At 67.2% G+C, this 14,323-nt stretch carries 14 protein-coding genes and 1 pseudogene; 8 read left to right on the forward strand and 7 right to left on the reverse strand.

All coding sequences use genetic code 11. The features are described 5' to 3' along the window. Nucleotides 1–210: 210 nt before the first annotated feature. The 3 genes from A5747_RS03200 (at nt 211) to A5747_RS03210 (ending at nt 3,361) form a co-directional block, all read left to right on the forward strand. Nucleotides 211–1,458 (forward strand): MFS transporter, encoded by a 1,248-nt coding sequence (locus tag A5747_RS03200; protein ID WP_233147929.1) that lies wholly within the window; start codon nt 211–213, stop codon nt 1,456–1,458. A gap of 320 nt (nt 1,459–1,778) precedes the next feature. Further along, nucleotides 1,779–2,672: a ribonuclease Z gene (locus A5747_RS03205; RefSeq protein ID WP_076122222.1), complete on the forward strand. Its 894-nt coding sequence runs from the start codon at nt 1,779–1,781 to the stop codon at nt 2,670–2,672. A gap of 41 nt (nt 2,673–2,713) precedes the next feature. Then, the gene (locus tag A5747_RS03210) at nt 2,714–3,361 is read left to right on the forward strand and encodes a response regulator transcription factor (protein ID WP_076122223.1); all 648 of its coding nucleotides are present in this window, start codon (nt 2,714–2,716) and stop codon (nt 3,359–3,361) included. Between the two features lie 14 nt (nt 3,362–3,375). Here the strand turns inward: A5747_RS03210 and A5747_RS03215 are convergent, their stop codons facing one another. The 3 genes and pseudogenes from A5747_RS03215 to A5747_RS03225 all read right to left on the reverse strand — a co-directional run. Continuing rightward, the gene (locus A5747_RS03215) at nt 3,376–4,563 is read right to left on the reverse strand and encodes a sensor histidine kinase (protein WP_076122224.1); all 1,188 of its coding nucleotides are present in this window, start codon (nt 4,561–4,563) and stop codon (nt 3,376–3,378) included. 63 nt (nt 4,564–4,626) lie between these two features. Then, nucleotides 4,627–4,941 (reverse strand): hypothetical protein, encoded by a 315-nt coding sequence (locus tag A5747_RS03220; RefSeq protein ID WP_076122225.1) that lies wholly within the window; start codon nt 4,939–4,941, stop codon nt 4,627–4,629. Nucleotides 4,942–5,131: 190 nt separating this feature from the next. Beyond that, nucleotides 5,132–5,740 (reverse strand): annotated as a pseudogene (locus tag A5747_RS03225) (carboxymuconolactone decarboxylase family protein); the annotation flags it as partial. A 140-nt stretch (nt 5,741–5,880) separates the two neighbouring features. On the opposite strand from A5747_RS03225, the gene A5747_RS03230 reads away from it, so the two are divergent. Beyond that, nucleotides 5,881–6,945 (forward strand): diguanylate cyclase, encoded by a 1,065-nt coding sequence (locus A5747_RS03230; RefSeq protein ID WP_076122227.1) that lies wholly within the window; start codon nt 5,881–5,883, stop codon nt 6,943–6,945. 12 nt (nt 6,946–6,957) lie between these two features. Here the strand turns inward: A5747_RS03230 and A5747_RS03235 are convergent, their stop codons facing one another. Genes A5747_RS03235 through sdhC form a run of 4 tightly spaced genes read right to left on the reverse strand, consistent with a single transcriptional unit; the run spans nt 6,958 to nt 10,324 of the window. Then, nucleotides 6,958–7,761 (reverse strand): succinate dehydrogenase iron-sulfur subunit, encoded by an 804-nt coding sequence (locus A5747_RS03235; protein ID WP_076122228.1) that lies wholly within the window; start codon nt 7,759–7,761, stop codon nt 6,958–6,960. Beyond that, nucleotides 7,761–9,515, reverse strand: coding sequence for a succinate dehydrogenase flavoprotein subunit (gene sdhA, locus A5747_RS03240; RefSeq protein WP_076122229.1), 1,755 nt, complete (start codon nt 9,513–9,515; stop codon nt 7,761–7,763). Before sdhA ends, A5747_RS03235 begins: the two co-directional genes overlap by 1 nt. A gap of 3 nt (nt 9,516–9,518) precedes the next feature. After that, a complete protein-coding gene (locus A5747_RS03245) occupies nt 9,519–9,989 on the reverse strand; it encodes a succinate dehydrogenase hydrophobic membrane anchor subunit (RefSeq protein WP_076122230.1) in 471 nt (156 codons plus the stop codon). Then, nucleotides 9,986–10,324: a succinate dehydrogenase, cytochrome b556 subunit gene (gene sdhC, locus A5747_RS03250; RefSeq protein ID WP_233147930.1), complete on the reverse strand. Its 339-nt coding sequence runs from the start codon at nt 10,322–10,324 to the stop codon at nt 9,986–9,988. The genes A5747_RS03245 and sdhC overlap by 4 nt, the downstream gene beginning before the upstream one ends. A 266-nt stretch (nt 10,325–10,590) precedes the next feature. Here sdhC and A5747_RS03255 point away from each other — a divergent pair, with 266 nt between their 5' ends. From A5747_RS03255 to A5747_RS03270, 4 genes are all read left to right on the forward strand, one after another. Further along, on the forward strand, nt 10,591–10,989 hold the full coding sequence (locus A5747_RS03255) for a cytidine deaminase (protein WP_076122231.1): 399 nt from the start codon (nt 10,591–10,593) through the stop codon (nt 10,987–10,989). Continuing rightward, a complete protein-coding gene (locus tag A5747_RS03260) occupies nt 10,986–12,299 on the forward strand; it encodes a thymidine phosphorylase (RefSeq protein WP_076122232.1) in 1,314 nt (437 codons plus the stop codon). The genes A5747_RS03255 and A5747_RS03260 overlap by 4 nt, the downstream gene beginning before the upstream one ends. Then, a complete protein-coding gene (locus A5747_RS03265) occupies nt 12,296–13,384 on the forward strand; it encodes an adenosine deaminase (protein ID WP_076122233.1) in 1,089 nt (362 codons plus the stop codon). The genes A5747_RS03260 and A5747_RS03265 overlap by 4 nt, the downstream gene beginning before the upstream one ends. Nucleotides 13,385–13,460: 76 nt before the next feature. Beyond that, nucleotides 13,461–14,323: DUF222 domain-containing protein (locus A5747_RS03270; protein ID WP_083700071.1), on the forward strand; the 863-nt coding region annotated here is incomplete at its 3' end.

Below are 14,323 nucleotides of genomic sequence, written 5' to 3' on the forward strand. Positions count from 1 at the left end.
TGATCGCCGAGTGTCTGTCGGGTGCCTGGCGGAGTCAGGGGATGAAACGCTCTCCCCCAATCGGGGGAGACACGCTCAATCGCAGGAGCGCGGTTCACCGCGGTTGAGGGCCGATCGGCGGATTAGCGCTTCGCTTTGCGCGACTTACGTTCGTGACCGAAGCCCGTCGGTTACCGACATGAGCGTGGCCCTTTGGTGAAGGACGAAATGATGACGGCATCCCCCGCCGCTAGGCGTGATACCCCGGGGCGCTACGAGTATCCGCCGGTGATCTGGGTCCTCCTGGCCGGCAACTTGCTCGTGCGCGCCGCGGGATTCGCCTATCCGTTCCTGGCATATCACGTTGCCGAGCCGGGGCACGCGCCCGGAACCGTGGGCACGATTTTGGCGGTGTTCGGAGTCGGGTGGGTGATGGGCCAGCTGCTCTGCGGGTGGCTGATTGACCGGCTGGGAAGACGATCCACGCTGGCGGCCATGATGCTGCTAGCGGGGCTGGCATCGGCGCTGCTGGCCGGTGCGAAAACGGCTGGGGCATTGGTAGTTGGGGCCGCGCTGGTCGGGGTGGTCTTCGACGCGCCGCGACCGGTGCTCAGTGCAGCGATCAACGAGCTAATTCCCGATCCTCGGAAGCGGGCGAAAGTCGACGCTTGGCGGCTGGGTTGGACAACGAACGCCGGCGCTGCGATCAGCGGCGGCATCGGCGGTCTGCTCGCAGACGCGATCGGCGTACCCGCTCTGTATTGGATCAACGCCGTAGCGTTCGCGCTTTTCGCGGCGATCGCGTTGAGCGGCATGCCGCCCGATGTGCGCCGCCCACCGTCGATTACTAAAACCGGTTACCGTCGGGCTTTTTCGGACCGCCGATTGATGCTGCTGTTGGTCAGCAGCGCCGCCACATTGACGGCGTCCATCGGTTTCTTCGCCGCCCTGCCGATGTTGATGTCGCGTCATGGCCTGGGTGCCGGTGCGTACGGCTGGACGCAGCTGGCCAATGCGTCGACCGTCATGGCGCTTACGCCATTACTCACTCCGTGGCTGAGCCGACAAGTTGCGACACTTCCAAGAATGGACATTCTGGCCGCGGCCGCGGCATGGACCACCGGGTGGTTGGCGACCGCCGCCGTAGCGGATTCCACACTTAGCTTCAGCCTGGCGGTGGCGGCGTGTGCCCCCGGTGAGATCGCCTGGTTTGTGGTGGCCGCCGGCGTCGTCCACCGGATCGCCCCGGCCGAGCATCGCGGGCGCTACCACGGGGTGTGGGGAATGGCCCTGGCGCTGGCGGCGATCGCCGCGCCCCTCCTGGTGGCATACGGACTGGGTCATGGCGGTCCGCCGATGGTGGCGGTCTCCATCCTCGTCGTTGGCTTCGCCGGCGCCGCGCTGTGTGTGCCGCTAGCGCGTGTTGTGGCCGCCGGTAGCGACGCGTCCGCACGATCAAGGCGGCGTCTGGCGACATGACGCCTGGGGCCAGCTCGCACATCGCAGCGGTCGGCGAGGCCCGCTGGGGCACCGACGCCTGCCGTCAGAAGCCACGGCTCCGCTAAACGCCGGATTCGGTGGAGGAACCTTTCTCCCCCTAATGGGGGAGAGCCACACCGCCCGCAGCGGCCGCAGAGATCAACGGCGCCACCGCCTGGGAAGCACGAAACATGTTGCGGCAGAGTAACTTAGACGCCGCTCACACCCGCGTCCGGATCCCGTGCGGTGCCGGCGACCATGCCGAGTGACCCCCGAATCACGTCGTTGCGTAGGCAATCGCGTTGTGGCATATCTAGGGCGTGATCGAAATCATTCTCCTTGGAACGGGCAGCCCGATACCCGATCCGCTGCGGGCCGGGCCCGCGACCCTGGTACGTGCGGGTGGTCAGACGTTTCTGATCGACTGCGGCAGGGGTGTGTTGCAGCGTGCCGCCGCGATCGGCGTCGGCGCCAACGCGCTGACCGCCCTGCTCCTCACCCACCTGCACAGCGACCATATCGCCGACCTCGGCGACGTGCTGATCACCCGGTGGGTGAGCACCTTCACGCCCGAACCGGCACCCTTGCCGATCATCGGTCCGCCCGGGACCGCTGCCGCGGTCGAAGCGACGCTCGGCGCGTTCGGCGCCGACATCGGTTATCGGATTGCGCACCACGCCGACCTGAACGGTCCTCCCGCCGTCGACGTCCGCGAATTCACCGAGGGCATCGTGTGGGACGCCGGCGACGTGCGCATCGAGGCCGCCCCGACGGATCACCGGCCGGTGGATCCCACCATCGGCTTTCGGTTACACCACGATTCGGCGTCGGTCGTCTTGGCCGGCGACACGGTGCCGTGCGCCAGCCTCGACGAGCTGGCCGCAGGCGCTGATGCACTGGTACACACCGTGATCCGCAAAGACCTCATCGAGGCGCTGCCGATGCAGCGGATCCGCGACATCTGCGACTATCACTCATCGGTCGAAGAGGCCGCCTGCACCGCAGAGCGGGCCGGCGTCGATACTCTGGTCCTGACGCACTGTGTGCCGGCGGTGGCGCCCGGTCAGGAGGATGACTGGCGGGGACGGGCGCGGTCACAGTTCAGTGGGCGCATCGAGCTGGGGCCGGATCTGCATCGCGTGGAAGTGATTGGAGCGCGGGAGAAAGTGACCACACTGCCCCCCGCGGGGAGCAAGAATACAAAGACCACATAGCGGTGCCCGGTGGGACCAGCGCGACATTTCGGGAGCATCCCATGAGCTACCCCTCAAAACGGATCAAAGTAGTCGTAGCCGACGACCACCCGGTGACCAGACAAGGCGTAGTACGAGCGCTGAATTCAAGCGGAAGAGTAGAGGTTGTCGCCGAAGTGGCCGACGGCAGAGCCGCGCTGGAGGCGATTCGCGAGCTGCGGCCGGCGGTGGCGCTGCTCGACTACAAGATGCCCGAACTCAACGGACTTGACGTCGTCCACGCCGTCACCCGGGACGCGCTGCCCACCCGCATCGTGCTGCTCAGTGCCTTCGACGACAGTTCGGTTGTGTACAAAGCCCTGGCCGAAGGCGCCAAAGGCTACCTGACCAAAGAGTCCGACAGCGACGAGATCATCACCGCGGTCCTCAAATGCGCGGCCGGCGACGGTTACCTACCTACCCACCTGTCCGGTGCACTGGCAGGTGAACTCCAGCAGCGGGCTAAAGGCGAGTCCGCGCTGTTGACGACGCGCGAACAGGAGGTGGTCCGCATGATGGCCGACGGGTTGTCGGTTCCTCAGATCGCGTCGCGGCTGCATCTGGCGCCCAGCACGGTCAAGTCGCATGTGCAGAACCTCTACGAGAAGCTGAAGGTCTCCGACCGTGGCGCCGCGGTGGCCGAGGCGATGCGGCGTCGATTGGTGGAGTGACCGGGGCGCTCTACCTACACCCGCAGCGGGACTTCGATGCGGATGTGCGCTCCGGCGGGTTCGTCGACGATACGCATGCTGCCACCGGCGGCCTCTACCCGCGCCCGGTGCGACGCCAAGCCGATGTGCCCCTCCGCGAGGCGGCGCGCCGCGGCGTCGCGCCTGATCCCAATCCCGTTGTCCGCCACGTCGAGACAGCACGCGTCGTCGACCACCGCCAGTTTCACGGAGGCCCGGCTGGCACGGGAATGACGGACCACGTTGGACAGCAACTCGCGAGTCACCCCAAATATCATCGGGTCGATCGCGTTGGTGCCGGGATACTCGATATCGGTTGCGATGGCGATACCCGATCGCTCCGCGGTCAGCGAGGCCAGCTTGTGCACCGCGGCGCCAAGCCCCACCTCGTCGAGGACCTCCGGGTGCAGCTCGAACGTGGCCTCCCGCAGGCGCCGCGACGCCTCCTGCAGGCTGGCCACCGCGCGGTCGAGCTGCACCGCGGGTGTCGTCTTGCGCAGGTCAGAGATGTCGCGACGGGCGGCGAGCACATCCTGCAGCGGACCGTCGTGGATGGCTTCGGCGATCTGGCGGCGCTGCGCCTCCGAAGAGGTCATCGTATCCGCGAGCAATTCCTCGCGTGACGCGGTTACCGTGGCGACTTCGTCCTCGTACCTCGCCCGAAGAACGGCCACCACCAACCTCGCGGAACAGACGAATGCATACATGGCCAGCAGCAGCGTCGTTTCGGGCCACCCGATGCGTGGCTGAATCACCGGGTCTTGCAATAGGACTATCGCGAACGCGATGTAGATCGTCCCCAGCACCACCGCCGTCGGCCGCCACGACACTCCAGTCGCTACCAACATGGGCAGCAGGGCCATCAGTAGCAAGGGCAGGTATCCACCCGGCGACATCAGCTTGAAGCACCACACCGCCGCGATGTCGACGAGCGTGAGGATCACCACGAACCAGTCGCCGGTGACCAGATGGCTTGGGGGAGAAAGCACCACGACGGCCGCGGTCACCGCGATCGCGGCGTACAGGGCGACCAGGACGCCCTCGTTGACCCATTTGCCGGGATCGGTGCTCACCAGCATCGCACCGACCATGATGGCTACCACGCCGACACGAAGCCCATACCCTGCGCGCAGCGATCGAAGCCGGTGCGTCCGGCGCACTCGGTCGAGATCCGACGTACTCATTGATTAACGATGTTCATTTGCCAAGCCGCGAAATGCAACGACCCTCGATGCATTGGCGTCGTGCTACTTGCAGGCGCTCCAACTGAACCACCGTCCACCCTGGGCGCAGACGGTCGCGTTAGGGGTGTAATCCGTTGGCGGCGGCGGATCGTAGGCCGGTGGGGCTGGGCACCCGCTGACCGACCAGTGGCGGCCGCCGACGCTGCCGCAGGTGTCGGCCTTGGCGGCCGCCGGCATCACGATGGGCAGCCAGACCGCCGCGGCCGCCGCAAGCGCTAGCATCCATGCCGCAGTCGCCGCGGCCCATGACCGCGCGGTCCGGCGCGTTTTGCGCCTGGCCTGCCCGGTATTGCCCATCGGGGTTGCGGTGCAGTTCATTTCGGTTCTCCCAAGTCGGTTCAACACGGATGGCGGGGGTGCTTGGCTCCGCTCACTGACCAGTGTTCTGCCATGATGTTGGTCGGTCTATCGGGTGAAAGCCGGATTTGGTGGGGGAAATCGTCTCCCCCTTTCGACGGGGTCTGAGTTCGACCAGCTGAGGTCACCGATCCGATACGTGTCCGGGCAATCAGCGCGCGGCCTGGTTTTCCTCCGCCCACGGAACACGGCAGGCGTCACCGGAATTGAAGCCCTGCTCGGTGATGCCCAGGGCGGAATTCACCCGCGCCCGCATGTTCTCGAGCCCGATCTGATAGGTCAGCTCGAACACTCCCGCGTCGCCGAAACGGGTCCGCAGGTCGGCGACCTGTTCGTCGGTGACGGTGTGCGGGTCGGTGGTCATCGCGTCGGCGTAGGCGATGGCGGCGCGCTCGTCGTCGGTGAATGCCGGTGAGGTGGCGTAGTTGTCGATGTCCTTGAGCCGCTCCATGTCCAGGCCGTCCAGGCGCTGCAGCATCGACCCGAAGTCGACGCACCAGGAGCAGCCGATCGCGCGCGCGGTCCACAACACCGCGAGCTCACGCACGCTGACCGGAAGCGTCTTCGACGCCCGGTCGACCATGGTCTCGTGGACGGCGCCGGCGATCATCAGTTTGCGATGATGCGCGGACACGGCGAACGGTTCGGGAACTTGGCCGTAGCGCCGCTTGGCGACCCGGTACATGGCGCGGGTCAGCAGCCCGGCGCGCTTGGGGGGCAGGGGCTCGATGCGCGTTTTCTGTGTCATACCCCTCAGACGAGACAGGTCGACAATGTGTGACGAGCGCGGTCAGCGCGAGGGGCGACTTCGGGCCTTCTGCCTCGCGGGCCGCGAGACGGCCGTAGCATGCGGCTAGCCTCTCGGCATCGATGGCCAGTGGTGGCGATTGGGAGTCAACGATGACTGCGCTGTTTAGCCGGCGGGCCGACCAGTACGACTGGCTGTCCGGCTACCTCGCGTCGCGGGGCATCGGCGGCGCCACTCGGGCCCTGATGGCGTTCATCGCGACGTCGATGGTGTTGTGCCTGCTCGCCCTGCTGGGCAGTTCGGACGGTCCCCGCGGACCTGTGCCGGTGGCGATGACATGGGTCGCCGTCGGCGGCGGGGTAGCGGGCGTGTTGCTGTGGGTTTGGCGGTGGCCGACGCGCAGGCAGTCGATCGCATTCGCCATCACGTGCAACACCGCCGTCGCCTTGGCGTGCCTGGCACACCCGAACCCGCTCGCCGCGCTGATCGGGTGCATAGCATTCGCGACCTTCGGCGCCTACATGGCGTTCTTTCACACCACGGGATTGGTGCTGTACAACTTCGCGGTTGCCGCTGCCGTCGGCTCCTGGGAGGCGGTGTCGTTGGCGAGATCTGGACACCCCAGCCTGGCGGGGGTGGACCTGTGGCTGGTGATCGAGGTCAACATCGCCCTACCTCTCGCCATTCGGATCCTGGTGCGCGCTTTGGCGGGAGATTTGCTGACTGCCGACCGCGATCCGTTGACGGGCCTGCTCAATCGGCGCGCATTTCAGCACGAGGCGCTGGGAATGATCTTGGCCCGACGCGGCATCGACTCCCACCTCGTGGTCATGTTGATCGATCTCGACAACTTCAAAGCCGTCAATGACAGGTGTGGCCACGCGGCGGGCGATCGCGCACTGGTCCAGGTCGCGCGGGCGCTGTTGGCCGCCGCCGACAATCAGGCGGTGGTGGCCCGAAGCGGTGGTGAGGAATTTCTCGTCGCCGGCACGTCTTCGACCTGCAACGCCGAGTCGTTGGCCGCGCGCGCGTGCCGGGCCATCGCGATCTCGGCCGCGGGAGTCACCGCCAGCGTTGGCACCGCGTGCGCCCGCCTCGAGGACGCCGCAAACGAACCGCAATCAGTTCTCGAGGAGCTGATCACGGCCTCCGATGCCGCGATGTATCAGGCTAAACGGTTGGGGGGCAACCAAAGTAATCACCACGAGCTTTGTTGACCCGTGCAGGTATCAGCGGGTGAACATCAGCGCGCGCTTGACCTCCTGGATCGCCTTCGTCACCTCGATGCCGCGCGGGCAGGATTCGGTGCAGTTGAACGTGGTGCGGCAGCGCCACACGCCGTCGACCTCGTTGAGGATGTCGAGGCGCTCGGCGGCGGCCTCGTCGCGGCTGTCGAAGATGAAGCGGTGCGCGTTGACGATCGCGGCCGGGCCGTAGTAGCTGCCCTCGTGCCAGAAGATCGGGCAGCTGGTGGTGCAGCACGCGCACAGGATGCACTTGGTGGTGTCGTCGTAGCGGGCGCGGTCGGTCGGGCTCTGGATTCTTTCCCGCGTCGGCGGATTGCCGGTGGTGATCAGGTACGGCTTCACCGCGCGGTAGGCGTCGAAGAACGGCTCCATGTCGACGACGAGGTCCTTCTCCACCGGCAGCCCGCGGATGGGTTCGACCGTGATGGTCAAAGACTTGCCCGGCTTCTTCGGCAACAGATCGCGCATCAGCACCTTGCAGGCCAGCCGATTGACGCCGTTGATGCGCATGGCGTCCGACCCGCACACCCCGTGCGCGCAGGATCGCCGAAAGGTCAGTGTCCCGTCGAGGTAACTCTTGATGTAGATGAGCAGGTTGAGCAGCCGGTCACTGGGCAGGCAGGGCACCCGAAAGCTTTGCCACCCACCGGTTTTCGCGAAGGCATCGGGCTGGTCGGGGTTGAACCGGGCGATTTTGACGGTCACCAGCACCGCGCCCTCCGGAACCGGCGGCAGTGGCGGGTCCAAAGTCTCGGCGTCCGACGCCTCTCCTGGTTCCGAAGTCATCAGTACTTCCGTTCCTTGGGTTCGTAGCGGGTCTGCACCACGGGCTTGAAGTCCAGCGCGATGTCGCTCAGTAGCTCGCTGCCCTGCTTGTAGGCCATCGTGTGGCGCATGTAGTTGACGTCGTCGCGGTTCGGGTAGTCCTCGCGGGCATGCCCGCCGCGGGACTCCTTGCGATTCAGGGCGCCGACGACGGTGACTTCGGCCAGCTCCAGCAGGAAGCCCAGCTCGATGGCCTCCAACAGGTCGCTGTTGTAGCGCTTGCCCTTGTCGTGCACGGTGATTCGGGAGTAGCGCTCTTTCAATGCGTGGATGTCGGTCAGCGCCTGCTTGAGCGTCTCCTCGGTGCGGAACACCGCGGCGTTGTTGTCCATCGTCTGCTGCAGGGCGCCGCGGATGTCGGCGACGCGCTCGTTGCCGTGCTCGGAGAGGATGTCGGCCACCCAGCCGACGACCATCCCCTCCGGCTCAGGCGGCATGTCGACGAAGTCGTGCCCCCGCGCATACGAAGCCGCCGCGATGCCGGCCCGGCGGCCGAAGACGTTGATGTCCAGCAGCGAATTGGTGCCCAGCCGGTTGGCGCCGTGCACCGACACACACGCGCACTCGCCGGCCGCGTACAGGCCCGGGACGGTGGAAGTGTTGTCCCGCAACACCTGTCCGGTGACGGTCGTCGGGATGCCGCCCATCAAGTAGTGACAGGTCGGGTAGACCGGGACCAGCTCGTGCACCGGGTCCACACCCAGGTAGGTGCGGGCGAACTCGGTGATGTCGGGCAGCTTGGCCTCGAGCACCTCCTCACCGAGGTGGCGCACGTCGATGTAGACGTAGTCCTTGTGCGGCCCGGCGCCGCGGCCCTCCAGCACCTCCAACACCATGGAGCGGGCGACGATGTCGCGGGGCGCCAGGTCGACGATCGTCGGGGCGTAGCGCTCCATGAAGCGCTCGCCCTCGCCGTTGAGCAGCCGGCCGCCCTCGCCGCGCACCGCTTCGGAGATCAGGATCCCCAGGCCGGCGAGCCCGGTCGGGTGGAACTGGTGAAACTCCATGTCCTCCAACGGAAGTCCCTTGCGGAAGACGATGCCGATGCCGTCGCCGGTCAGCGTGTGCGCGTTGGAGGTGGTCTTGTACATCCGGCCCGAACCGCCGGTGGCGATCACAACGGCCTTCGCGTGGAAGACGTGGATGTTGCCGGTCGCCAGCTCGTAGGCGATGACCCCGGTGGCCACCGGACCGCTCGGGGTCTGCGTCAAAGCCAGGTCGAGCGCGTAGAACTCGTTGAAAAACTCCACGTCGTGCTTGACGCAGTTTTGGTAGAGCGTCTGCAGGATCATGTGGCCGGTGCGGTCGGCGGCGTAGCAGGCCCGGCGCACCGGCGCCTTGCCGTGGTCGCGGGTGTGCCCACCGAAGCGGCGCTGGTCGATGCGGCCCTCGGGGGTCCGGTTGAACGGCATCCCCATCTTCTCCAGGTCGAGCACCGCGTCGATGGCCTCCTTGCACATGATCTCCACGGCGTCCTGGTCGGCGAGGTAGTCGCCACCCTTGACCGTGTCGAAGGTGTGCCATTCCCAGTTGTCGTCCTCGACGTTGGCCAACGCGGCGCACATGCCGCCCTGGGCGGCCCCGGTGTGGCTGCGAGTGGGGTAGAGCTTGGTGAGCACCGCGGTGCGCACGCGGGGTCCGGCCTCGACGGCCGCCCGCATTCCCGCACCGCCCGCGCCGACGATCACCACGTCGTATCGGTGTTGCTGGATCACCGGTCAGCCTCCGATATTCGGGTCGAATGTCATCAGCACGTAGGTACCCAGCACCAACGTGAATCCCATCGACAGCAGCAGCAGGCTGTTGAGCCAGAATCGGGTGCGATCCGTGCGGCTGTAGTCGTCGATGATGGTGCGCAGGCCGTTGCCACCGTGCAGCTGCGCCAGCCAAAGCAGGGCCAGGTCCCAGAACTGCCAGAACGGCGACGCCCACCGCTGGGCCACGTAGTTGAAGTCGATGCGGTACACCCCGTTGTCCCACATCAGCATGATGAACAGGTGCCCGATGGCCAGGAATACCAGCGCGACGCCGGAGAACCGCATGAACAGCCACGCGAACTTCTCGAAGTTGGGTATGCCGGCGCGGCGCCGCGGCGAGCGCGGATTGTCCAGGCTCGCCGGACGGTCGTGGCTGCGCTGGTGTACCGGCGCTTGCTCGCCCCGGCCGAGCTGAAGGTCGGGGCTGCTCATCGGAAGTGCTCCCACATGTGGATGCCCAGCGCCACCCCCACCGGAACCATGAGCAGCAGGAAGACGATGCAGACGATCCAGAACATCAGCCGCTGGTAGCGGGGGCCCTGCGACCAGAAGTCGATCAGGATCACCCGGATCCCGTTCAGGCCGTGGAACGCCACCGCGGCGACCAGGCCGAATTCCATCAGGCCCACGATCGGGGTCTTGTAGGTCGCGATCACCTCGTTGTAGGCCTGCGGGCTGACCCGGACCAGGGCGGTGTCCAAGACGTGCACGAACAAGAAGAAGAAGATCGTGGCACCGGTGATGCGATGCAGCACCCACGACCACATGCCGGGATCCCCCCGATACAGCGTTCGCGGCGGCCGCCGCTTGCGCGAGGGCGTCGACGCCGGTACGGCCGGATCCGCGGTTGTCGCCTGTGTACTCACTGAAGTTCTCACCGCCTTCGTCAACAAGCCGGGCAACCGACCTTAACCCCGCAACGACGGGCCGCGGTAGGAGATCGGTCCGGCCAAGACGCCGTGTCGCATCGGAGTTAGGGTGGCTGCTTGAACCGGCCCAACAAGTCAGCCCATCGGTGAACGGGGGTTGCGAAATGCCAGATCTCGATTGGAATATGCTGCGGGACAACGCGATCCAGGCGGCTGCGGGAGCCTATGCGCCGTACTCGCGATTCCCGGTGGGTGCCGCGGCACTGGTCGACGACGGCCGCGTGGTCACCGGCTGCAATGTGGAGAACGTCTCATATGGCCTTGGTCTCTGTGCGGAGTGCGGTGTGGTGTGCGCCCTACATTCCACCGGCGGGGGCCGGCTGATCGCGCTGGCATGCGTGGACGGGCGGGGATCCGCGCTGATGCCGTGCGGGCGATGCCGTCAGGTGCTGCTGGAGCACGGCGGTCCCGGGTTGCTCATCGACCATCCGGCGGGGCCCCGCCGGCTCGGCGAGCTGCTGCCCGACGCGTTCGGCGCCGAGGTCCCCCGGGAACGTTCTTGACCGATTTCGGATTCGACGCGCCGACGGTGATCAGGACCAAGCGCGACGGCGGCCGGTTATCCGACGCCGCCATCGCGTGGGTCGTCGACGCCTACACCGACGGCCGCGTCGCCGACGAGCAGATGGCGGCGCTACTGATGGCGATCGTCCTGCGCGGCATGGACCGCCGCGAGATCGCCGAGTGGACGGCGGCGATGCTGGCGTCCGGGGAGCGGCTGGACTTCAGCGACCTGCGCCGCGACGGGCGGCCGCTGCCCACCGTGGACAAGCACTCCACCGGTGGGGTCGGGGACAAGATCACCCTGCCGCTGCTGCCCGTCGTCGCCGCGTGCGGTGCGGCGGTGCCGCAGGCGTCGGGTCGCGGGCTCGGGCACACCGGCGGCACCCTCGACAAACTGGAATCCATCGCCGGATTCACCGCCCAGCTGTCCAACGGACGGGTGCGCGAACAGCTCGTCGATGTGGGCGCGGCGATCTTCGCCGCGGGCGAGCTGGCGCCGGCGGACGCCAAGCTGTACGCGCTGCGCGATGTCACCGGCACGGTCGAGTCCCTGCCCCTGATCGCCAGCTCGGTGATGAGCAAGAAGCTGGCCGAGGGCACGGGCGCGTTGGTGCTCGACGTGAAGGTCGGCGCGGGGGCGTTGCTCAAGTCCGAGGCGCACTCCCGCGAGCTGGCGCAGATCATGATCGAGCTGGGCGCCGCGCACGGGGTGCCCACCCGCGCGCTGCTGACGGACATGAGCACCCCGCTCGGCGCGGCCGTCGGCAACGCGCTCGAGGTCGCCGAATCCCTGGAGGTCCTGGCCGGCGGCGGGCCGCCCGACGTGGTCGAGCTGACGCTGGCGCTGGCCGGCGAGATGCTCGAACTCGCCGGGATCGACGGCGCCGACCCCGCGGAGACCCTGCGCGACGGCACCGCGATGGACCGATTTCGCCGGCTCGTCGCGGCCCAGGGCGGTGATTTGTCGATACCGTTGCCGATCGGTGCGCTGTCCGAGACCGTGACCGCCACCCGGGGCGGCACAATGGGCGATATCGACGCGATGGCAGTGGGGCTGGCGGCATGGCGGCTCGGTGCGGGCAGATCCCGCCCGGGCGAGCGGGTGCAATTCGGCGCCGGCGTGCAAATCCACCGCCGTCCCGGCGAACCCGTGGCGGCCGGCGAGCCGTTATTCACCCTCTACACCGACACCCCGGAACGCGTCGGCGCCGCGATGGCCGAGCTGGACGGCGCGTGGAGCGTCGGGGACACACCGCCGGCGCCGCGGCCGGTTCCAAGGCCGCTGATCATCGATCGGATCGCCACGTGACCACACCTTTGGATCTGCGGCAGATCGAAAAAGCGCCGAAGGCCCTGCTGCACGATCACCTCGACGGTGGGCTGCGCCCGTCGACCGTGCTGGAGATCGCCGGCCAGACCGGCTACGACGGGCTGCCCGCCACCGACGTCGAGGAGCTGGCCACCTGGTTTCGCACCCGGTCGCACAGCGGTTCGCTGGAGCGCTATCTGGAGCCGTTCTCGCACACCGTCGCGGTCATGCAGACGTCCGAATCGCTGCATCGGGTGGCCTACGAGTGTGTCGAGGACCTGGCCGCCGATTCGGTGGTCTACGCCGAGGTGCGGTTCGCGCCCGAATTGCACATCGACCGCGGACTGTCTTTCGACGAGATCGTCGACGCCGTGCTCGCGGGTTTCGCCGACGGCGAGAAGGCCTGCGCCGCCGCCGGCCGGCCCATCGTGGTGCGCCTGTTGGTCACCGCCATGCGACACGCCGCGGTGTCACGGGAGATCGCCGAGCTGGCGATCCGCTTCCGGGACAAAGGTGTGGTCGGCTTCGACATCGCCGGCGCGGAGGCCGGCAACCCGCCGTCGCGACATCTGGACGCGTTCGAGTATATGCGAGATCACAACGCGCGCTTCACGATTCACGCGGGTGAGGCCTTCGGCTTGCCGTCCATCCACGAAGCGATCGCGTTCTGCGGGGCGGATCGGCTGGGCCACGGGGTGCGGATCGTCGACGACATCGACGTCTTGGACGACGGTGGCGTGCGGTTGGGCAGGCTGGCATCGATCCTGCGGGACAAGCGAATTCCGCTGGAGATGTGTCCCAGCTCGAACGTGCAGACCGGCGCGGCCAAGAGCATCGCGGACCACCCGTTCGATCTGCTGGCCCGATCCCGGTTCCGGGTGACCGTCAACACCGACAACCGGCTGATGAGCGATACCTCGATGAGCCTGGAAATGCACCGTCTCGTCGAGGCTTTCGGCTACGGATGGAGCGACCTCGAGCGCTTCACGATCAATGCGATGAAGTCGGCGTTCATTCCGTTCGACGAACGCCTGGCGATCATCGACGAGGTGATCAAGCCGCGCTACGCCGTGTTGATCGGTTAGAGCGACGGGTCCGGCGCCCGGGCTGCCCCGGATTGGGCGGCCGGGATTTGTCGTACCCCTTTGCGAGGATGTGGTCATGTCCTCGACCGCATCGCTTGCCTTGGCGGGGTTGAGTCCTGCTGAGCGTCTTGAGGTGTTGTTTGAGGAGTTGGCGGAGTTGGCCGGTCAGCGCAACGCGATTGATGGGCGCATCGTGGAGATTGTGTCCGAGATCGATCGGGACCGGCTGTGGGGCGCCACCGGGGCGCGGTCGGTACCGGCATTGGTGGCCTGGAAACTGGGTTCGTCATCGACAAACGCCCACACGATCGCGACTGTCGCGGCCCGCCGTGAGGAGTTCCCGCGCTGCGCCCAGGGCATGCGGGAGGGCTGGCTGTCGCTGGATCAGGTGGGCGTTATCGCGGCGCGCGCGGGTGCGGGATCTGATGAGCATTACGTGCAGTTGGCGCGGGTGGCCACGGTCAATCAGCTGCGCACCGCGCTCAAGCTGGAACCGCGGCCCGAACCCGAACCGCGCCGCGAGCCCCAGCGCGCGTTCACCACGACCAGCACCGAGCAGGGCAGTTGCTACCGGATCACCCTCCCGCACGACGAGGCGGCGAAGTTCGACGCGGCGCTGGCGTCGCATCGTGATGCGCTGATCGCCGAGTGGAAACACGACCACGACACCGACGCACGGGCATCGAATAACGCGCCGCCGTTGCCGAACACCGCCGCGGCGTTTATGCGTCTGGTCGAGGCGGGGTGGGATGCTGAGGCGGCCCGCCGCCCGCATGGGCAGCACACCACCGTGGTGATGCATCTCGACACCCAGGCGCGCATCGCCGCGCTGCACCTGGGCCCGGTGTTATCGGACGCCGAGCGCCAATACCTGTCCTGTGATGCCACCTGTGAGGTGTGGTTGGAACGCGACGGTCAGCTCATCGGCGCCGGGCGCTC

The organism is Mycobacterium sp. IS-836 (assembly GCF_001954275.1).
Taxonomy (GTDB): Bacteria; Actinomycetota; Actinomycetes; order Mycobacteriales; family Mycobacteriaceae; genus Mycobacterium.

What these genes read in the sequence shown, in the direction of transcription:
- A5747_RS03245 (WP_076122230.1), bottom strand. Translation starts at nt 9,989, where the DNA reads ATGAGCAGCCCCGACCTTCAGCTCGGCCGGGGCGAGCAAGCGCCGGTA.
- A5747_RS03230 (WP_076122227.1), top strand. Translation starts at nt 5,881, where the DNA reads ATGACTGCGCTGTTTAGCCGGCGGGCCGACCAGTACGACTGGCTGTCC.
- A5747_RS03210 (WP_076122223.1), top strand. Translation starts at nt 2,714, where the DNA reads ATGAGCTACCCCTCAAAACGGATCAAAGTAGTCGTAGCCGACGACCAC.
- A5747_RS03220 (WP_076122225.1), bottom strand. Translation starts at nt 4,941, where the DNA reads ATGAACTGCACCGCAACCCCGATGGGCAATACCGGGCAGGCCAGGCGC.
- A5747_RS03200 (WP_233147929.1), top strand. Translation starts at nt 211, where the DNA reads ATGACGGCATCCCCCGCCGCTAGGCGTGATACCCCGGGGCGCTACGAG.
- A5747_RS03235 (WP_076122228.1), bottom strand. Translation starts at nt 7,761, where the DNA reads ATGACTTCGGAACCAGGAGAGGCGTCGGACGCCGAGACTTTGGACCCG.
- sdhC (WP_233147930.1), bottom strand. Translation starts at nt 10,324, where the DNA reads ATGTGGTCGTGGGTGCTGCATCGCATCACCGGTGCCACGATCTTCTTC.
- A5747_RS03215 (WP_076122224.1), bottom strand. Translation starts at nt 4,563, where the DNA reads ATGAGTACGTCGGATCTCGACCGAGTGCGCCGGACGCACCGGCTTCGA.
- A5747_RS03255 (WP_076122231.1), top strand. Translation starts at nt 10,591, where the DNA reads ATGCCAGATCTCGATTGGAATATGCTGCGGGACAACGCGATCCAGGCG.